The following is a 17,980-nucleotide window of genomic DNA, read 5'->3' as shown; positions in this document are numbered from 1 at the left end:
GCCGTGCGCACGCTACGGTGGTCCGGCCGAACCGTTCGGCAACAACCCGCGCGCGAGCGAGCCTCAGGGACGCGCCGGTGTCGATACCGCGTGCGCGCCCGGGCCGCCCAAGGTCCCGGCCCGGTCGCGGTCGCGGCGCCGGCCGGAGCGCCCCGAAGGCGGACGAGCCATCAGTACGACCGAGGTGGGGGCACAGCTACACCATGGCACAGGGCACGGTCCAGGTGACGCACACCGGCACGTCGCGGTGGCGGCGCCGCACGGGTGAGTACGCATCGCTCGCCGCCGCTCTGGAGGCCGCGGCCGACGGAGACGTCCTCACCATCGCGCCCGGCACCTACCGGGAGAACCTCGTGCTGCAGCGCGCGGTGACCCTGCGCGGCCCCGACGGCTCTCCCGGCTCGGTGCGGATCGCGCCGGTGGACGGCGTGCCGCTGACCGTGCGCGCCTCGGCGGTGGTGCAGGACCTGCACGTGGAGGGTCAGGACGCGGCCGCCCCGGCCGTGCTCGTGGAGGAGGGCACCCCGGAGCTGCGGGACGTACGGGTCGTGACGCGGTCGGCGGCCGGCATCGAGGTGCGCGGCAGCGCCCGGCCCACGGTGCGGCGTTGCGCGGTCGACAATCCGGCGGGCATCGGCATCGCCGTACTCGACGGCGCGGGCGGGGTGTTCGAGGAGTGCGAGGTCGTCGCGGCCGGCCAGGCGGGTGTGGCGGTGCGCGGCGGCGCCCACCCGCGGCTGGAGCGCTGCCGGGTGCACCACACCTCGGGGTCGGGCCTGTCGGCGACCGGGGAGAACTCCGCGCTGGAGGCCGTGGGCTGCGAGGTGTACGAAGTCCGGGGCAGCGGTGTGCAGATCACCGGCCGGGCCACCGCGCACCTCACCGACTGCGATGTGCACCGCACGGCGTCCGACGGCGTCACGCTCGACACGGACGCGGTGCTGACGCTCGCCGACTGCCGCATCCACGACATCCCGGAGAACGCGGTCGACCTGCGCTCCCGTTCCGTTCTCACGCTGACCCGCACCACCGTGCGGCAGTTCGGGCGCAACGGCCTGTCGGTGTGGGACCCGGGCACGCGGGTGGACGCCAACCAGTGCGAGATCTTCGACAGCACGGGTGACTACCCGGCGGTGTGGGTCAGCGACGGCGCCACCGCCGTACTGGACTCCTGCCGGGTGCACGACGTGCCGGACGCGCTGTTCGTCCTCGACCGGGGCTCCCGGGCCGACGTCGTCGACACCGACCTCTCGCAGGTGCGCAACACGGCCGTGTCGGTCAGCGACGGGGCGACGGCGCAGCTCGACGACTGCCGGATCCGCGACGCGGCGACGGGCGCCTGGTTCCGCGACCACGGCAGCGGCGGCACGCTCAGCGGCTGCACGGTGGACGGCACCCAGACCGGCGTGATCGTCACCAAGGGCGCCGACCCCACCGTGGAGCGCTGCACGATCGACTCCCCCGCGGAGGCCGGTGTCTACGTCTCGGCCGGTGGCCGGGGAAGTTTCCTGAACTGCCGGGTGACGGGCAGCGGCGGCTACGGCTTCCACGTCATCGACGGCAGCCGGACGACGCTGCGGAAGTGCCGCACGGAGCGGTGCGCGCGCGGGGGTTACGAGTTCGCCGACGGCGGCGCCGACGCGGCGTCCGGGGCGGGTCCGCTCGTCGAGGACTGCACGAGCGACGAGAGCGCGGGGCTGCGCGCGCCCGCGGCGCGGGAGACGGCCGTGCAGACGGTGAGCCACTCCGGGGGCCTGCTGGGCGGCGTGCCGGGACAGCGCATCGAACCGGCTCCCCCGGCGCCGGTCGCCGAGCCCGAGTCACCGGCCCGCTCCTCCAAGGACGTCCTCGGTGAACTCGACGCGCTCGTGGGCCTGGAGAGCGTCAAGCGCGAGGTGCGGGCCCTCACCGACATGATCGAGGTCGGCCGGCGCCGTCAGCAGGCCGGTCTGAAGGCCGCCTCGGTCAAGCGGCACCTGGTCTTCACCGGCTCCCCCGGCACCGGCAAGACGACGGTCGCGCGGCTCTACGGCGAGATCCTCGCCTCGCTCGGCGTGCTGGAGAAGGGCCACCTGGTCGAGGTGTCCCGGGTGGACCTGGTCGGCGAGCACATCGGCTCGACGGCGATCCGCACCCAGGAGGCCTTCGAGAAGGCGCGCGGGGGTGTGCTGTTCATCGACGAGGCGTACGCGCTGTCCCCGGAGGACGCGGGCCGCGACTTCGGCAAGGAGGCCATCGACACGCTGGTGAAGCTGATGGAGGACCACCGGGACGCGGTCGTGGTGATCGTCGCGGGCTACACGGCCGAGATGGAGCGGTTCCTGTCCGTCAACCCGGGTGTGGCGTCCCGCTTCTCCCGGACCATCACCTTCAGCGACTACGGCCCCGAGGACCTGCTGCGGATCGTGGAGCAGCAGGCGGAGGAGCACGAGTACCGGCTCGCGCCGGGCGCTTCGGAGGCCCTGCGGACGTACTTCACCGTGCTCCCCAAGGGCCCGGCGTTCGGCAACGGCCGCACCGCGCGGCAGACGTTCGAGGCCATGGTCGAGCGGCACGCGAGCCGGGTCGCCCAGCTCCCGGAGCCGAACAAGGACGACCTGACGCTGCTCTACGCCGAGGATCTGCCCGAGGTGGTGTGAGGAGGCGCCCGCCTATGCGGCGGGCGGTTCGGGCTCGTGCCGTGGTGACGGCACGTCCGGTGCCGCCGGGGTCTGCGACGGCTCCCCTTCGGCGGCATCCGGTGCCGTCGGCCGCAGCCGGGCCAGCAGGGTGCGGCGTTCCTCGGCGAAGACCGGGTCGGCCTGGTAGTCGGAGTGACCGAGGATCGGCGCGGGCAGCGGCAGCAGCGCGGTGCGGCCGTAGGCGAGGGGGTCCAGCAAAGGGGCGTGGTCGACCTGCGCTCCGGGCAGCCGCATCGGGCCGCCGATGGGGTCGGTGAGCCGGTACAGGTTGCGCCAGCAGTCGATGTCCCGGTGCAGGGAGCCGAGCGCGGCGGGTCCGAAGTGCGCCGGGAACCAGCGCCCGTAGAGGCGCTCCAGCGGGGAACCGTAGGTCAGGAGCGCGACACGTCTGCGTGCGGAGGGGGCGAGTTGCCAGGCCGCGGCGGCGGCGAGCACGCTGCCCTGCGAGTGCCCGGAGATGACCAGCCGGCCGCCGGTGGTCCTGGTCCAGGTCGCCATCCGCCAGGTCAGGTCGGGCACCGCGCGCTCGGCGTAGCAGGGCGGGGCGAAGGGGTGGGAGGCGCGCGGCCAGAACGTGCCGACGTCCCACAGGATGCCGATCGTGCGGCGGGCCGCGGCGTCCTTGTAGGCGCGCCGGCCCCAGGTGACGAAGAGTATGAAGCCGAGGCCGATCAGCCAGGAGCCGAGGGCCTGGGCGGTCTCGGCGGCGCCGTGGACGACGGGGTAGGTGCCCTGCGCGGCCTCGCCGGGGGTCTCGTCGGTGGCGAGGGCGCCCACGAGGGCCGCGGCGCCCAGCAGCAGAGTGACGCCGGAGGTGACGGCGACGACGCGGGGTCCGCGGTCGGTGAGCGAGGCCATCGCACGGGTGTAGGCGATACGGCGGGTGCGCGCACGGTCCTGTGCCTCGTCGGGGTAGTCGAGCGCGACGGCGGCGCGTTCGGCGCGGGCGAGCCGCCAGGCGCGGTGGGCCAGCCAGCCGAACAGCCCCAGCAGCACGACCAGCAGCGGCGGGATCACGGACGCCTGCCAGGTCAGCAGCACGGGCGGGCCCTCGATCGACGCCCCGGTGCCGTCCAGCCAGTCGGACACGCGCTGGGAGACGCCGCCGGACATCACCCCGCCGAGCGCGCAGGCCAGCATCGCCACCGCGGGTCCGCCCAGGCCCCGCAGCACGGCCCGCCGGTCGTGATCGGTGCGGTGCAGGACCTGGGCGACGACCCCGAGGACGATCACGAGCAGGCCCTGCACCAGGGCGATCGCGCCGAAGGTCGTGTCGCCCGGCAGCCGGCCCTCCGACCTCCAGCCGGGGCGCTCCCACCCGGCGTACACCACGGCGAGGGCGAGCAGGACGAGCGCGGCGAGCGGCAGGCGCCGTACGAAGCGCTCGTCGAGTGTGCGGTCCAGCCGTCTCTCGCTGCGGCCGCGGCGGCACACCACCCACACCACCGCGACCGCGCAGGCCGCGAGGGCCGCTTCCAGGAGCGTTCCCAGGGTGTCGAGTACGGCGGGGCCGCCGGGTCGGCGGTCGTGGCGGGCGGCGGCGCTGCCCACGGCGGCGGCGACCGTGATCAGGCCGGCGGCGGTGTGCGCGGCGCGCAGCCGGGCCACGAGCCGGCGCCCGTACCAGAACCCGGGCCGGCCGAGGGCGGTCGGGCCGCCGTCCCCCTCGGGCTCGGGCGCCCGTTCGATGGGCTGCTGGGACTCGTAGTCGCTCCACGTACGCCGGGACAGGTACCACAGCAGGACGGTCAGAGCGGTCGGGACGACGGCGGCCAGGGCGAGCCGGCGGCCGGGGGCGCTCCACCAGCCGCCGTCCGAGACGGTGGGTGAGAGGAAGCCCAGCCAGGAGTGGCGGTCGGCGCACGGGGCCGTGCCCGCGCACTGCCAGGCCGCCAGGTCGAGGGCGACCTCGCAGGCGGCCGCGACGAGAAGCACCGTCAGGGTGAGGCCCGCGAGCCGCACCAGGAGACCGTACAGGCGCACGGTGCGGCGGCGGCCGTGGGCGGTGGGGCGCATCCAGTGGGCGAGGTTGACGACCATGAACGGCAGCAGCAACAGCCACAGGGCGCGGGTGCCGTTGCCGGAGGTGAGGTTGCACCAGACGTAGGCCTCGGGCACGGGTCCGTCGCGGCGGCGGTCGTCGGGGCCGTGCTCGGCGTCGACGTCGTCGGCGCGCCGGAAGACGGCCGCGATGTGGTCGCCGGTGATCCGCACCGTCCGCGGATCGTTGAGCATCTCCTGCGGCGTGGTGCCGCCCACGCCGTGGACGAGGAGTTCCAGGGCGGTCCCGCTCTCGCCGCACCCCGCGGCGGGACCGTCCGGTCCGCCGGTCGCCGCGTGTTCCTGCGCGTGTTCCACTGCTTCGCACTTCCCCCATGACACGCCGTCGGCTCTGCCCGTGCGGGCCCAAGGATCTCCGTTTCCACGGCGCCGCACACCCCCTGTCACGGAATCTCCCCGATCTGTGATGAAACCGCAGCGCGAAGACGAACGCCGGGTGGCGGAAGTGCGACGAGCGGGCGGTGGCGCTGTCCGGCCCTCGACATGCAAGGATGGGGCGTCCTCGCACCGCGGCCGGGAGGAATGTCCCGGTAGGAGCCGGTGTGCGGGGTGTGTCGACGGCATTGAGGCGAAAGGACCGGAGCGTACGTGAGCGAGAATCAGAACCTCCTCGCGGAGCAGCGGCGATCCCTGATCCTCGACGAGGTCCGCCGCCGGGGCGGTGTCCGGGTCAACGAGCTGACCCGCAAGCTCGGCGTGTCGGACATGACGGTCCGCCGCGACCTCGACGCGCTCGCGCGCCAGGGCGTGCTGGAGAAGGTGCACGGCGGCGCGGTCCCGGTCGTCGAGGCGAGTACGCACGAACCGGGTTTCGAGGCCAAGTCCGGTCTGGAGCCGACCGCCAAGGAGGACATCGCACGCGCCGCGGCCAAGCTGGTCGCGCCGGGCGCGGCGATCGCCCTGTCGGGTGGTACGACGACGTTCGCTCTGGCGCACCAGCTGCAGGACGTGCCGGACCTCACGGTGGTCACCAACTCGGTGCGGGTGGCCGATGTCTTCCACGCGGCGCAGCGCACCTCGGGCCCGCGGCAGGGCGCGGCCACGGTGGTGCTGACGGGCGGGGTGCGTACGCCCTCCGACTCGCTGGTGGGGCCGGTCGCCGACCAGGCGATCGCGGCGCTCCACTTCGACCTGCTGTTCCTCGGGGTGCACGGCATATCGGTCGAGGCCGGTCTGTCGACGCCGAACCTCGCGGAGGCGGAGACGAACCGGCGGCTCGTGCAGTCGGCGCGCCGGGTGGTCGTGGTCGCGGACCACACCAAGTGGGGCAAGGTGGGCCTGAGTTCGTTCGCGGCGCTGGAGCGCGTGGACACACTCGTGACGGACGCCGGTCTGCCGGAGGAGGCGCGTGGCGTGGTCGCGGAGCATCTGCGGCGCCTGGTGGTGGCCGGGGAGCCCGAGGACGACGCGGACGCCTGACCGCGCCGGAGCGGCGGTCGAGGGCCCGGGTGACCGTGCTCAGTCGGGCCAGACGCCCGTCTCCAGGAGCGAGTCGATGGCGGCCGTGTAGGGCTCGATGTCCAGCCCCTGGTCGGCCAGCCAGGCGTCGGAGTAGTACTTGTCGAGGTACCGGTCCCCCGGGTCGCACAGCAGCGTCACGACACTGCCCTGCCGGCCCTCGGACACCATCTCGGCGACGATCTTCAGCGCGCCCCACAGCCCCGTCCCGGTCGAGCCGCCCGCCTTGCGGCCGATGGCGCGCTCCAGGGCCCGGACGGCAGCGACACTCGCCGCGTCGGGCACCTTCATCATCCGGTCGATCGCACCGGGCACGAAGCTGGGTTCCATACGGGGCCGGCCGATGCCCTCGATACGGGAGCCGCAGTCACAGGTGACGTCCGGATCGCCGGTGGTCCAGCCCTCGAAGAAGCACGAGTTCTCGGGGTCGGCCACGCAGACGCGGGTGTCGTACTGCATGTAGTGGACGTAGCGCGCGAGGGTCGCGGAGGTGCCGCCGGTGCCCGCCGTGGCGACGATCCACGCCGGCTCGGGGAACCGCTCCAGACGCAGCTGCCGGAAGATGGACTCGGCGATGTTGTTGTTCCCGCGCCAGTCCGTGGCCCGTTCGGCGTAGGTGAACTGGTCCATGTAGTGGCCGCCGGTCTCGGCCGCGAGGCGGGCGGACTCCTCGTACATCGTGCGGGGGTCGTCCACGAAGTGGCAGCGGCCGGCGTGGAACTCGATGAGGCGGATCTTCTCGGCGCTCGTCGTGCGCGGCATGACGGCGATGAAGGGCACGCCGATCAGCTTCGCGAAGTACGCCTCGGAGACGGCCGTCGAGCCGCTGGAGGCCTCGATGACGGGCCGGTCCGGCCGGATCCAGCCGTTGCAGAGGCCGTAGAGGAAGAGGGAACGGGCGAGGCGGTGCTTGAGGCTGCCGGTGGGGTGGGTCGACTCGTCCTTCAGGTACAGGTCGATGCCCCACCGCTGGGGCAGGGGGAAGTGCAGCAGGTGGGTGTCGGCCGAGCGGTTGGCGTCGGCCTGGACTCTGCGGACGGCTTCTTTGAGCCACGTCCGGTAGGCGGCGTCGCTGTGGTCGACGTCGAGGGTCACGCCGGTGCGGGTCTGCGGGGAAGTGCTCACGAGAGGCTCCTATCGCTGCGCGCCGACGACGCGTCGCGCGGCCGACACCTCCGATCATAAGCACCTAACGCACAGCTTCTCACCTGCATAAACGCATCTTTGAGCCCCCCAAAGCGCCCCCGGGAGCAGAGCCGGGGCAAGGGGGCGCGTGGTCCCGGGGGCGCATTCCCGGGCGTGCTGCGGGCGCCCCCCGGCGACGGGCTCGCGGACCCTGGTGCCGGGCGCCGAGCGGGGGCAGACTGCACGGCGGGACCAAGGCCCCGGACGGGTGCCCGCGGACCACGAGGAGAACGCCGGACAGCGACCGTCAGCAGGATCCGCCTTGCGGGCACGGGCATCACGCCCGGGACGGCGGACCGGCGGGCGGGCCGGAGTTCGGGCCGGGCGGCGCACCGTCCCGGTGCCGACCACGCCTCCGGACGGGGCACACTGGATCGGGACACGAGCCCGTACCGGGCATCGCGCGAGCGGGCCGGTACACCGAAGCGCACAAGGGGGCGGGTGGCATGGGAGAGCCGGAGTTCAGGGCCACGGGCGTGCGGATCGGGAAGCGGCTGCGTTCGCTCACCCGGGCCGGCCAGGTCCGGATCAGCGACGGCCGGCTCCAGCTGCTGACCAGCTACGGCAGTGAGATCGACAGCGCGCCGGTGCAGGCCGTGCGCGCCTCCAAGCCCTGGTTCGGCCCCGACGACCGGGCCACGGCGGATCTCAACGGCAAGCGGTACCTGCTCACCCTGGGCGATCACGATCCCGCCCCGGGAGAGCCGGGCCCGCCGGCCGCGCGGCGCTTCATCGAGGCCGTGCGCAGGGCAGCGGGGCGCGGCGACTGAGATGTCCGCGAGTTGCGGTACCTCACCCCCTGCGCCACTCTGGTCTCACGTCACTCTGGGTTTACCGGCGATTACGCTGCGAACCAGCCCGCCGGCCACGACAGCAGGCGGCAGTGTCACGCAGACGCCCTGCTGGATCCGAATCCCGTGTTCTTCCGGACCTCACGTCGGGGAGTCGCAGCCGTGATCAGCTACCCAAGCAGGCACTGCACGGTGGAGCTCCAAGCCCTGCCGTCGCGGATCGGCCAGGTCCGCAGAATCGTATCTGCGCAATTGCGCTACTGGCATCTGGATGCCCTGATCGACCGGGCCTCGCTCGGCGTGACGGAGCTGTTGTCCAACGTCCACCGGCATGCCCAGCCCGACAAGACGTGCACGGTCGAGATAGAGCTGCTGCTCGACCGGCTCACGGTCTCGGTGCGCGACGGCGACCCGCGGATGCCCGTGGTCGACGACGCCGAGCCGCTGGCGACCTGCGGGCGCGGGCTCGCGATGGTCGCCGCCATGAGCGAGAGCTGGGGTGTTCGGCCGGACGGCGAGTCCGGCAAGGTGGTGTGGTTCACCCTGCCGACGTCCGCCCCCGTGGTGACGGCACCGTCCCTTCGGTCGCGGCGCACGGTGCAGGAGAAACCCGCGCGCAGGTTCGCCGAGGTCGGGGCGTCCGCCGAGGCGCTCCGGACCGATCATGCTCCCGCCCGGTCCGCCGTTGCCGGCTGACCGGGCGGTGACCACCGTCCCCTCGGGGGCCTCGGGGGCGCACGCCTTCCGGTGTGCTCCCGGGGCGTACACGGCTGTCACTCCGGCGGGACGGTGCGCGGCACTTTCGCGCGCGCCGCACGCCGGGCCGGTCGCGGGCCCGCGCGGGGCCGGCCGCGCATGATCACGCCGTACCTCCCTTGTGGCCGAACTCCTCGTTCAGCACGGACAGTCGGCGCCAGTACTCGTCCTCGTCGATCTCGCCGGAGGCGAATCGACGGCCGAGGACGGCGAGGGGCGAGTCGCCCTCGACCGTGGGCCGCTCCCACGGGCGGCCACGCCGTCCGCGCCACAGCGTGCGGCGCAGCAGCGCGATGCCGCCGCCGATCACCAGCACCCAGATCAGCGGGAAGAACAGGATCCACGGGCCGGGCCCGCCGCCGTCGCCGAAGTCCGCCAGGGTCTGCATGTCGTCCAACTCCTCGGTCACTCATGTCCTATGTCGTTTTCGAGCGTCGCGCCGCGAGAGCCGCAGGTCGTCGTACACCCGGCGGCAGTCGGTCTACCGCGCGGGGAGTAGGCATCCGGTGCGCGGACGTCCCGTGGGGCCTCGACTTCTGTAACTACTGGTATGTACAGTGACGGCATGAGCACCCCGGAACGGCTGATCGAGTCCACCCGCGAGCTGCTGTGGGAGCGCGGCTACGTGGGCACCAGCCCCAAGGCGATCCTGGAGCGCGCGGACGCCGGGCAGGGCAGCATGTACCACCACTTCAAGGGCAAACCCGATCTCGCCCTGGCCGCGATCCGGCGGACCGCCGAGGAGATGCGGGCCACCGCGGCGGCGGTACTCGACGGGCCGGGCACGCCGTACGAGCGGATCGAGGCGTATCTGCGGCGCGAGCGGGACGTGCTGCGGGGCTGCCCGGTCGGCCGGCTGACGATGGACCCCGACGTGATCGCGAGCGCCGAGCTGCGCGCGCCGGTCGACGAGACGCTCGACTGGCTGCGCGGACGGATCGCCGGGATCGTCGAAGAGGGCATGGCGCAGGGCCAGTTCGCGGCCGGCCTCGACGCCGGGGAGATCGCGGCGGCGGTCGTCGCGACCGTCCAGGGCGGCTACGTCCTCGCCCGCGCCTCCGGCTCGCCCACCGCGTTCGACGCCGGGGTACGGGGCCTGCTCTCCCTGCTGGCACCACGGACCCCGTGAGGAGACTTCCATGCACGCCATGCAGTACGAACTCACCCTGCCCGCCGACTACGACATGGACATCATCCGTGACCGCGTCGCCGGGCGGGGGCATCTGCTCGACGACTGGGAGGGCCTCGGCCTCAAGGCCTATCTGATACGCGAGCGCGGTCTGCGCGGCTCGCCGGTCAACCAGTACGCGCCCTTCTACCTCTGGAACACCGTCCACGGCATGAACGCCTTCCTGTGGGGCGGCGGTTTCCAGGGCGTCGGTGACGACTTCGGGCGGCCGTCGGTACGCCAGTGGACGGGGCTCGCGTACGAGGAAGGGAGCGGCTCCCGCCCGCGGTTCGCCGTGCGGCGGCGTCAACCGGTGCCCGAGGACCGGATGTTGGCCGACGCCGTGGCGGACGCGGTGGGCGAGGCCGGGCGGCTGGCGGCGGCCGACGGAGCGCTCTTCGCCGCCGCGGCCGTCGACACCAGCCGCTGGGAGTCGGTGCACTTCTCCCTCTGGGAGCACGACACGCCCAAGGCGGACGGCGATCTCTTCCAGGTGCTGCACCTGTCCGCGCCGGGCCGGCACCGGCTGCTCCGGGGACGCCAGTGGTGAGCGCGGTCCGCACGGTGCTGGGGGACGTGGCCCCCTCGGACCTGGGGGTGTGTGACGCCCACGACCACCTGTTCTTCGGCGGTCCCCGGCTGCCCGGACAGGAGTTGCGCAGCGTGGCGGCGGCACGGGCCGAACTGGTCGCGTTCCGGGAGCAGGGCGGAGGGACCGTCGTGCAGTGGACGCCGTACGGCCTCGGGCGGCGGGCCGCCGATCTGCCGCCGCTGTCCCGGGAGACCGGCGTGCACGTGGTCGCGGCGACCGGTCTGCACCAGGCCGTGCACTACGACGAGGACACGCTCGCCGGGCTGCGGGGCCGGCTCGCCGAGGTCTTCGTCTCCGAACTCACCGAGGGCATCGGGACGTCGGGGGTGCGGGCGGGACTCGTCAAGGTCGCGGGCGGCTTCCACGCACTGGACGCGCACGCCCGCTGGACCATGACGGCGGCGGCCGAGGCGCATCACGCCACGGGTGCGACGATCACCGTGCACCTGGAGATGGGCACCGGCGCGCTGGACGTACTGGACCTGCTGTGCGGCAAGTCGGGGGTGCCGCCGCACCGGGTGGTGCTCGGGCACCTCAACCGCTCCCCCGACCTCGTGGTGCACCGGCAGGCGGCGGAGTACGGCTGCTATCTCGCGTTCGACGGGCCCTCCCTCGCCCATCACGCCACGGACTGGCGGATGCCGGAGGCCGTACGGGCCCTCGCCGACGCCGGGTTCGGCGACCGCGTGCTGCTGGGCGCGGACACCACCACGGCCGCCGCCCGCTCGGTGGACGGCGGCCCCGGGATGCCCTGTCTGCTGCGCCGGGTGCGGCCCCGGCTCGCGCACGCCGTGGGTGAGGAGCTGGTCGAGCGCATCCTCACGGAGAACCCGGGCCGGGCGTTCGGGACCGAGTGGCGCTGACCGGCCCGGCCGACGGGCTCAGCCGCCGGCCTGGTCGCTGTCCTTCAACGAGCCCCAGCCGTGCCAGCGGTCGACCTCGATCCAGGCGCTGACCCGACGGCGGTCGCGGTCCGGGTAGGGCTTGCCGATGTAGCGCCGGGCGAGGAGGTCGATGTCGGCCAGGTCCTCGTCGTCGTACATCTCGGTGACGCGGCCGACGAGGGTGACGTGGGTGTACCAGTTGTCGGCGTCGAGGACGGTCAGGGTGACGCGCGGGTCGCGGCGCAGGTGCTTCAGCCGTACCCGGCCCTCGTCGAGGTTGACCAGGACACGGCCGTCCTGCCACGCGTACCAGGTGGCGGCGGAGACGGGTGCGCCGTCGGAGCGCAGCGTGGCCATGACGCACGGGTTGGGGCGGCCGAGCAGGGCCTCGGCCTCGGGCGGCAGCGGCGGCTTCGACATGAGGGGAACCTCCTAGGAGTCGGACTTCTCGTCGAAGCTGGCGAAGTAGGCCGCGACCATGTCCTCGTCGGCGTGGCCCCCGGCGGCGGCTCGCTCCATGCGGGCGGCGGCCGCTTCGGCGACGTCCAGGCGGACACCATGGTCCAGGCCGGCTCGGACGATGAGCCGGGCGTCCTTGGCGGCGGTGCCCACCGCGAACTGGGGCGGTGTGAGCCTGTCCTCGAGGACGAGGTCGGACTTGGCGCGCAGATAGCCCATGTCGAGCGGGCCACCGGCGACGAGGTCGAAGAAGCCCTGAGGGTCGACGCCGAGGGCCTTGGACAGGGCGAGGGCCTCGCCGGCGGCCGCGGTGACGGCCAGGACCCAGCTGTTGGCCACCAGCTTGAGCCGGGTGGCACCGGCCAGCGCCCCGTCCTCGCCGTTCCACACGGTCCGGGCGCCGACGGCGTCGAAGACCGGCGTCACCCTGTCCCGGCCCTCGGTGGGGCCGGCCGCGAGCACGGTCAGCTTTCCGGCCTCGGCGGGCTCGCGGGTGCCGAGGACGGGGGCGTCGTAGAAGACCAGGCCGTGTTCGCCCGCGAAGGCGGCCAGTTCGGCGACGCCCTCGATGCCCGCGGTGGTCGACTGCACCCAGGCGGTGCCGGGCCGCAGGGCGGGGGCGGCCTCGCGCATGGTGTCCAGGGTGGCGGGGCCGTCGTGGAGCATGGTCAGGACGACGTCCGCGTCCTGCACCGCCTGCGCCGGGCTGTCGGCGATCCGTACCCCGTCGGCGGTCAGCGGCTCGGCCTTGGCCCGGGTGCGGTTCCAGGCACGGACGGTGTGTCCGGCCCGGGCAAGGTTGCGGGCCATGGCGGCGCCCATGATGCCGGTGCCCAGGACGCTCACGGTGAGCTTGCCGGTCATTGCCTCACCTTCCTCGGTGGTGCGGTGCGGGCGGACTGCCCCGGACCAGCCTGCCCGCTCAGCGGGTCGCCTTCCCGCGCGCGACGCGGACAAGCCTGATATCCGTGGGGTCACTCTGGCGGCCCTCTGTGCCGAGGACCTCTCACGCCGACGGGGCGAGCGCCCCGAGCGGGTCGTCCAGGACCGGCTGCCAGGCCAGTTCCGCGGCGCCGACCAGGCTGTTGTGGTCGAGGCTGCAGGGCAGGATGGGGACGCCGCCGCTCTGGCCCCACAGGCTGCGGTCGGCCACGACCGCGCGCAGCCTCCCGGGGTCGGCGTCTAGGAGGGTGCGGTGCAGGCCGCCGAGGATGATGCGGTCCGGGTTGAGGATGTTGACCAGGCCCGCGAGGCCGAGGCCGAGGCGGTCGATGAGGGCCTCGGTGGCGGTGCGGACGCCCGGGTCGTCGTAGTGGTGGCGGATCAGGTCGATGGACTGCTTCAGCAGGGACACCTCCGGGCCCGGTTCGCGTCCGGCCTCGGTGAGGAAGGCCAGCGGGTCGGTCTCCACGTCGAGACAGCCGCGGCTGCCGCAGTGGCAGGGGCGGCCCTCGGGGTGCACGGTGAGGTGCCCGACCTCCAGGGCGAGACCCGAACTGCCCCGGTGCAGGCGGCCGTCGAGGACGAGCGCGCCACCGACTCCGCGGTGGCCGGTGGCGACGCACAGCAGGTCGCGCGAGCCCCGGCCGGCGCCGTGCCGGTGCTCGGCGAGCGCGGCGAGGTTGACGTCGTTCGCGGTGAACGCGGGGCCTTCGATGCCGGCCGCGCGCACCTGCTCGGCGAAGATGTCCCGCACGGGCGCGCCCGCGGGCCAGGCCAGGTGGAGCGGGTTCAGCGCCAGTCCCCCGGGTTCGGCGACGGCGGACGGTACGGCGAGGCCCGCGCCCACACACCGCAGCCCTGTGGCGTGCAGCAGTTCGGCGCCGGCGGAGACGACCGAGGCCAGCACCTTGGCGGGGTCGGCGTCGACGATCTCGCAGCCGGGCGCGGTGGCGACGATCCGGCCGCCGAGTCCGACCAGGGCCGCCCGGAACCCGTCGGCGTGCACCTGTGCGGCCAGTGCGACGGGCCCGTCGTCGGCGACGGCCAGTCTGTGGGAGGGCCGGCCCTGCGACCCGGCGGCCGCGCCGGGCCGGGCGTCGACCCGGATCAGCCCGAGTGCCTCCAGTTCGACGGCGACCGCGCCGGCGGTCGCCCGTGTCACCCCGAGTTCGGCGGTGAGCACCGCCCGGGTCGGGGCGCGTCCGGTGTGCACGAGCTCCAGTGCGGGTCCGAGCGCTGCGCGCCCCCGGTCCAGCCGTGCCTTCGAGGTGCTCCCGTTCCCCGCCTGCCGGGGGTCCGCCTTCCCGCTCATGAGGGCGAGTCTCCCATGATCCGCGGGGATGGTGGCGGAGTGTGCCCGCCGGGCGCCGCCGGGCCGCCGGGGTCGTCGGCCGCCGGGGGGTGCAGGCCGCTGACCCGGAGCGTGATGTTGAGCCGGCCGGTCAGTCCCAGCGCGGGCGGTGCCGTGTCCGGGTGGACGCGTGGGACCCCGTGGTAGGCGAACCGGGACGGGCCGCCGAAGACGAACAGGTCACCGCTGCGTAGCTCGACGTCGGTCCAGGGCCTGGTGCGCGTCGCGGTGTTGCCGAAGCGGAACACGCAGGTGTCGCCGAGGCTGAGCGACACCACCGGCGCGTCGGACTTCTCGTCGCTGTCGCGGTGCATGCCCATGCGGGCGTCGGCGTCATAGAAGTTGATCAGCGCGATGTCGTAGTCCGGCGGGGGTCCGCCGAGGGTGTCGTGGACCGCCCGGCGGCCGAGTTCGCCGAGCCACCGCGGGAACGGTTTGACGGGGGCGCCGTCGCCGTCGGCGACCGTGCGGGCGTAGGCGTAGGGGTACCAGTGCCAGCCGAGGCAGACCTGCCGGGCGGTCATGGTGCCACCGCCGGGGGTGCGGACCGTGCGCAGCCCGGCGGGCGGCCGGGCCCAGGCGCGGCAGGCGGCGAGCAGCGCCGACTGGCGCTCCGCGTCCAGCCAGCCCGGCAGGTGCACGGCGCCGGGCGCGACCTGCGTACGGGCCCTGGGGAACAGCTCGCCGTCCATGCCTCCATGGTGCCCGACACGCCCTGAGCTGCGGCTCGGCTAGCCTGGTCGCACGATGGACGACCGTATGACGACGCCGTGGGGCGAGCCGGCTCTGACCCGTTTCCCCGTGGACCCGCGTGACCGGCTGCGCGCCTGGGACGCCTCCGACGAGTACCTGCTGCGGTATCTGGCCGAGGAGCGGGTGCCGCTGGACGGCACGATCGTGGTGCTCGGGGACCGCTGGGGGGCGCTGGTCACGGCGCTCGCGGCGCACCGTCCGGTGCAGATCACCGACTCCTACCTCGCGCAGGAGGCGACCCGGGCCAATCTCGCGCGGGCCGGAGTCGCGCCGGGCGCGGTGCGGCTGCTCACCACGCAGGACCCGCCGCCCGAGCGGATCGACGTGCTGCTGGTGCGGGTGCCCAAGAGCCTGGCGCTGCTGGAGGACCAGTTGCTGCGGCTGGCGCCGGCGGTGCACGCGGGGACGGTGGTCGTCGGTACGGGCATGGTGAAGGAGATCCACACCTCGACGCTGCGGTTGTTCGAGACGATCCTCGGTCCGACCCGCACCTCCCTCGCCGAGAAGAAGGCCCGGCTGATCTTCTGCACGCCGGACCCCGCCCTGGAACGGCCCGCCAACCCGTGGCCGTACGTCTACACGCTGCCGCACGGCATCGGCCCCGCCGCGCACGGCACCGTCGTCAACCACGCCGGGGTCTTCTGCGCCGACCGGCTGGACATCGGGACGCGGTTCTTCCTCGGGCACCTGCCCGCGGGGCGGGGCGGCCGGGTGGTGGACCTGGGGTGCGGCAACGGCGTGGTGGGGACGTCGGTGGCGCTGGCCGACCCGGGCTCCGAGGTGCTGTTCGTGGACGAGTCGTTCCAGGCGGTGGCCTCGGCGGAGGCGACGTACCAGGCGAACGGCGTGCCGGGGCACGCGGAGTTCCGGGTCGGGGACGGGCTGGCGGGCGTGCCGTCCGGCAGCGTCGACCTGGTCCTGAACAACCCGCCGTTCCACTCCCACCAGGCGACGACGGACGCCACGGCCTGGCGGATGTTCACCGGGGCACGGCGGGCGTTGCGGCCGGGCGGGGAGCTGTGGGTGGTCGGCAACCGGCACCTGGGCTACCACGTCAAGCTGCGCAAGCTGTTCGGCAACAGCCGGCTCGTGGCGAGCGACCCGAAGTTCGTGGTGCTGAAGGCCGTCAAGCGGTAGGGGCGCCGAGGGTCTTCAACATCCTCGCCACCGTTTGGGTCATCGCGTCCCGTGCGAGGGTCAGGTAGTCGCGCGGGTCGACCGCCTCGGTCCGCTCGGCGAGGAACTCCCGGACGGCTCCCGTCAGGGCGATGTTGAGGGCCGTACCGATGTTGACCTTGGTGATGCCGCCGGCCACGGCCGCCGTGAGCTCGTCGTCCGGGACGCCGGAGGAGCCGTGCAGGACCAGCGGGACGTCCAGTGCGGCCGACAGGCGGGCCAGCAGGTCGTGGTCGAGGGCGGCGGTGCGGGTGGTCATGGCGTGGGAGCTGCCGATAGCAACAGCCAAGGCGTCCACGCCCGAGTCGGCGACGAACGCCCGGGCCTCCTCGGGGTCGGTACGGGCGCCGGGGGCGTGCGCGTCCAGCGGCGGTCTGCCGTTCTTCCCGCCGATCTGCCCCAGCTCCGCCTCGATCCACAACCCCTGCGCGTGCGCCCGGGCGACCGCCGCCCGGGTCGCGGCGAGGTTCTGCGCGTAGGGCAGCCGGGCCGCGTCGTACATCACGGAGCTGAAGCCGGCGTCCGCGGCCTGGTGGAGCAGGGTGTCGCTCCGCACGTGGTCGAGGTGCAACGCGACGGGCACGGCGGCCTGTTCGGCCGCGGTGACGGCCGCACGGGCGAGCGGGAGGAGCTGCCCGCCGCGGAACTTCACCGCGTTCTCGCTGACTTGCAGCACGACGGGGGCGCTCATCGACTCGGCGCCCGCGATGACGGCCTCGACGTGCTCCAGCGTGATGACGTTGAAGGAGGCGACGGCCGAGCCCGTCGTGGCGGCCCGGGTGACGAGGTCGCCTGTGGTGGTGAGGGACACGGGGTCTCCAGGGTCAGGGTGCGAGGATCACCGAACGGGTGAGGTGGCGGGGGCTGTCGGGGTCCAGCCCCCGGGACGTGGCGACGGCGACCGCGAGGCGCTGGACGCGGATCAGTTCGGCGAGCGGGTCCAGCCGCCCCGCGACCCACAGCGCGCCCGTGCCCCGTACCTCTTCGGCGAGGCCGTCCGGCGCGTCGCCGAGCATCCAGGTCGCCGTGCCCGTGGTGCTGATGCTGATCGGGCCGTGCCGGTACTCCATGGCCGGGTAGGCCTCCGTCCAGGCCAGCGCGGCCTCGCGCATCTTCAGCCCCGCCTCGTTGGCCAGGCCGACCGTCCAGCCGCGCCCCAGGAACGTGAACTGCCCGCACTCCACCAGCCCTTCGGGCAGCGGCTGCGTCAGGGCGGTGCGCGCGTCGGTGACGGCGGTTGCCGGGAGCAGGCCGAGGTGGGCGCGGAACAGGGTGAGGGCGGTCGTCGCGAACCGGGTCTGGACGACGGAGCGTTCGTCCGCGAAGTCCAGGACGACGAGGTCGTCGGCGGCCGTCACCACGGGCGTGTCCGGATCGCCGGTGACCGCGGTGGTGCGGGTGCCGCCCTTCAACCGGTCCAGCAGGTCCAGGACTTCGGTCGTGGTGCCGGAGCGGGTGAGCGCGACGACCCGGTCGTAGCGGCGGCCGTGGGGGAACTCCGAGGCGGCGAACGCGTCGGTCTCGCCCTGGCCCGTGTCCTCGCGCAGGGCCGCGGCGGCCTGCGCCATGAAGTACGAGGTGCCGCAGCCGACGATCGCGACCCGCTCCCCCGGTGCCGGCAGCGCCTTCGCGTGCCGGGCCGCTTCCGACGCGGCACGTTCCCAGCACTCGGGTTGGCTCGTCAGTTCGTCCTCGACATGCGTCATCCCGCACCCTCCGCTTC

Annotated in this window: 17 protein-coding genes; 8 read left to right on the top strand and 9 right to left on the bottom strand. The window is 73.8% G+C overall.

Annotated features, from left to right (window positions below; translation table 11 throughout):
• Positions 1 to 203: 203 nt before the first annotated feature.
• On the top strand, positions 204 to 2,639 hold the full coding sequence (locus ACFZDI_RS07525; RefSeq protein ID WP_391248460.1) for a right-handed parallel beta-helix repeat-containing protein: 2,436 nt from the start codon (positions 204 to 206) through the stop codon (positions 2,637 to 2,639).
• A 12-nt stretch (positions 2,640 to 2,651) separates the two neighbouring features.
• Here ACFZDI_RS07525 and ACFZDI_RS07520 read toward each other — a convergent pair whose 3' ends face one another.
• The gene (locus ACFZDI_RS07520) at positions 2,652 to 5,039 is read right to left on the bottom strand and encodes a hypothetical protein (RefSeq protein ID WP_391248458.1); all 2,388 of its coding nucleotides are present in this window, start codon (positions 5,037 to 5,039) and stop codon (positions 2,652 to 2,654) included.
• Between the two features lie 291 nt (positions 5,040 to 5,330).
• Between ACFZDI_RS07520 and ACFZDI_RS07515 the strand changes: the two genes are divergently transcribed.
• A complete protein-coding gene (locus tag ACFZDI_RS07515; RefSeq protein WP_234848770.1) occupies positions 5,331 to 6,161 on the top strand; it encodes a DeoR/GlpR family DNA-binding transcription regulator in 831 nt (276 codons plus the stop codon).
• Positions 6,162 to 6,200: 39 nt separating this feature from the next.
• Here ACFZDI_RS07515 and ACFZDI_RS07510 read toward each other — a convergent pair whose 3' ends face one another.
• On the bottom strand, positions 6,201 to 7,325 hold the full coding sequence (locus tag ACFZDI_RS07510) for a pyridoxal-phosphate dependent enzyme (RefSeq protein ID WP_391248457.1): 1,125 nt from the start codon (positions 7,323 to 7,325) through the stop codon (positions 6,201 to 6,203).
• Positions 7,326 to 7,831: 506 nt separating this feature from the next.
• Here ACFZDI_RS07510 and ACFZDI_RS07505 point away from each other — a divergent pair.
• Both ACFZDI_RS07505 and ACFZDI_RS07500 read left to right on the top strand, forming a co-directional pair.
• Complete coding sequence (locus ACFZDI_RS07505) at positions 7,832 to 8,155, top strand: hypothetical protein (RefSeq protein WP_391248456.1); 324 nt, start codon at positions 7,832 to 7,834, stop codon at positions 8,153 to 8,155.
• 183 nt (positions 8,156 to 8,338) lie between these two features.
• Positions 8,339 to 8,872 carry an ATP-binding protein gene (locus tag ACFZDI_RS07500; protein WP_391248454.1) on the top strand — a complete coding sequence of 178 codons (534 nt, stop codon included), beginning with the start codon at positions 8,339 to 8,341 and terminating at the stop codon, positions 8,870 to 8,872.
• A 163-nt stretch (positions 8,873 to 9,035) separates the two neighbouring features.
• On the opposite strand, the gene ACFZDI_RS07495 is transcribed toward ACFZDI_RS07500, so the two are convergent.
• A complete protein-coding gene (locus ACFZDI_RS07495; RefSeq protein WP_391249482.1) occupies positions 9,036 to 9,320 on the bottom strand; it encodes an SHOCT domain-containing protein in 285 nt (94 codons plus the stop codon).
• Between the two features lie 162 nt (positions 9,321 to 9,482).
• Between ACFZDI_RS07495 and ACFZDI_RS07490 the strand changes: the two genes are divergently transcribed.
• Genes ACFZDI_RS07490 through ACFZDI_RS07480 form a run of 3 tightly spaced genes read left to right on the top strand, consistent with a single transcriptional unit; the run spans position 9,483 to position 11,555 of the window.
• Positions 9,483 to 10,061, top strand: coding sequence for a TetR family transcriptional regulator C-terminal domain-containing protein (locus tag ACFZDI_RS07490; RefSeq protein ID WP_391248452.1), 579 nt, complete (start codon positions 9,483 to 9,485; stop codon positions 10,059 to 10,061).
• Between the two features lie 10 nt (positions 10,062 to 10,071).
• Positions 10,072 to 10,650: a DUF4865 family protein gene (locus ACFZDI_RS07485; protein WP_234848774.1), complete on the top strand. Its 579-nt coding sequence runs from the start codon at positions 10,072 to 10,074 to the stop codon at positions 10,648 to 10,650.
• A complete protein-coding gene (locus ACFZDI_RS07480; protein ID WP_391248449.1) occupies positions 10,647 to 11,555 on the top strand; it encodes a phosphotriesterase in 909 nt (302 codons plus the stop codon). Before ACFZDI_RS07485 ends, ACFZDI_RS07480 begins: the two co-directional genes overlap by 4 nt.
• A gap of 18 nt (positions 11,556 to 11,573) precedes the next feature.
• Here the strand turns inward: ACFZDI_RS07480 and ACFZDI_RS07475 are convergent, their stop codons facing one another.
• From ACFZDI_RS07475 to ACFZDI_RS07460, 4 genes are read right to left on the bottom strand one after another with little or no spacing between them, the layout of a single operon-like run.
• Entirely contained in the window at positions 11,574 to 11,996 is a 423-nt protein-coding gene (locus tag ACFZDI_RS07475) for a PPOX class F420-dependent oxidoreductase (protein WP_234848775.1), read from the bottom strand.
• Between the two features lie 12 nt (positions 11,997 to 12,008).
• Complete coding sequence (locus ACFZDI_RS07470; RefSeq protein ID WP_391248446.1) at positions 12,009 to 12,992, bottom strand: NAD(P)-binding domain-containing protein; 984 nt, start codon at positions 12,990 to 12,992, stop codon at positions 12,009 to 12,011.
• 49 nt (positions 12,993 to 13,041) lie between these two features.
• Positions 13,042 to 14,289 (bottom strand): ROK family protein, encoded by a 1,248-nt coding sequence (locus tag ACFZDI_RS07465; RefSeq protein WP_234848777.1) that lies wholly within the window; start codon positions 14,287 to 14,289, stop codon positions 13,042 to 13,044.
• Positions 14,286 to 15,020: an alpha-ketoglutarate-dependent dioxygenase AlkB gene (locus ACFZDI_RS07460; protein ID WP_391248445.1), complete on the bottom strand. Its 735-nt coding sequence runs from the start codon at positions 15,018 to 15,020 to the stop codon at positions 14,286 to 14,288. Before ACFZDI_RS07460 ends, ACFZDI_RS07465 begins: the two co-directional genes overlap by 4 nt.
• A 67-nt stretch (positions 15,021 to 15,087) precedes the next feature.
• On the opposite strand from ACFZDI_RS07460, the gene ACFZDI_RS07455 reads away from it, so the two are divergent.
• Positions 15,088 to 16,218: a methyltransferase gene (locus ACFZDI_RS07455; RefSeq protein WP_391249480.1), complete on the top strand. Its 1,131-nt coding sequence runs from the start codon at positions 15,088 to 15,090 to the stop codon at positions 16,216 to 16,218.
• Here the strand turns inward: ACFZDI_RS07455 and ACFZDI_RS07450 are convergent.
• Together ACFZDI_RS07450 and ACFZDI_RS07445 are read right to left on the bottom strand one after the other, a co-directional pair.
• The gene (locus tag ACFZDI_RS07450) at positions 16,208 to 17,068 is read right to left on the bottom strand and encodes a ketose-bisphosphate aldolase (RefSeq protein ID WP_391248443.1); all 861 of its coding nucleotides are present in this window, start codon (positions 17,066 to 17,068) and stop codon (positions 16,208 to 16,210) included. The genes ACFZDI_RS07455 and ACFZDI_RS07450 overlap by 11 nt on opposite strands.
• A 13-nt stretch (positions 17,069 to 17,081) precedes the next feature.
• Positions 17,082 to 17,963, bottom strand: coding sequence for an SIS domain-containing protein (locus ACFZDI_RS07445; protein WP_391248442.1), 882 nt, complete (start codon positions 17,961 to 17,963; stop codon positions 17,082 to 17,084).
• Between the last annotated feature and the right edge of the window lie 17 nt (positions 17,964 to 17,980).

Origin of the sequence: Streptomyces sp. NPDC007907 (genome assembly GCF_042959365.1) — a bacterium.
GTDB classification, from domain to species: Bacteria; Actinomycetota; Actinomycetes; order Streptomycetales; family Streptomycetaceae; genus Streptomyces; species Streptomyces indiaensis.
The sequence above is the reverse complement of the archived record's forward strand: the minus strand, read 5'-3'. Positions and strand labels throughout refer to the sequence as shown.

What these genes read in the sequence shown, in the direction of transcription:
- ACFZDI_RS07485 (WP_234848774.1), top strand. Translation starts at nt 10,072, where the DNA reads ATGCACGCCATGCAGTACGAACTCACCCTGCCCGCCGACTACGACATG.
- ACFZDI_RS07475 (WP_234848775.1), bottom strand. Translation starts at nt 11,996, where the DNA reads ATGTCGAAGCCGCCGCTGCCGCCCGAGGCCGAGGCCCTGCTCGGCCGC.
- ACFZDI_RS07495 (WP_391249482.1), bottom strand. Translation starts at nt 9,320, where the DNA reads ATGCAGACCCTGGCGGACTTCGGCGACGGCGGCGGGCCCGGCCCGTGG.
- ACFZDI_RS07505 (WP_391248456.1), top strand. Translation starts at nt 7,832, where the DNA reads ATGGGAGAGCCGGAGTTCAGGGCCACGGGCGTGCGGATCGGGAAGCGG.
- ACFZDI_RS07490 (WP_391248452.1), top strand. Translation starts at nt 9,483, where the DNA reads ATGTACAGTGACGGCATGAGCACCCCGGAACGGCTGATCGAGTCCACC.
- ACFZDI_RS07465 (WP_234848777.1), bottom strand. Translation starts at nt 14,289, where the DNA reads ATGAGCGGGAAGGCGGACCCCCGGCAGGCGGGGAACGGGAGCACCTCG.
- ACFZDI_RS07525 (WP_391248460.1), top strand. Translation starts at nt 204, where the DNA reads ATGGCACAGGGCACGGTCCAGGTGACGCACACCGGCACGTCGCGGTGG.
- ACFZDI_RS07460 (WP_391248445.1), bottom strand. Translation starts at nt 15,020, where the DNA reads ATGGACGGCGAGCTGTTCCCCAGGGCCCGTACGCAGGTCGCGCCCGGC.
- ACFZDI_RS07445 (WP_391248442.1), bottom strand. Translation starts at nt 17,963, where the DNA reads ATGACGCATGTCGAGGACGAACTGACGAGCCAACCCGAGTGCTGGGAA.
- ACFZDI_RS07455 (WP_391249480.1), top strand. Translation starts at nt 15,088, where the DNA reads ATGACGACGCCGTGGGGCGAGCCGGCTCTGACCCGTTTCCCCGTGGAC.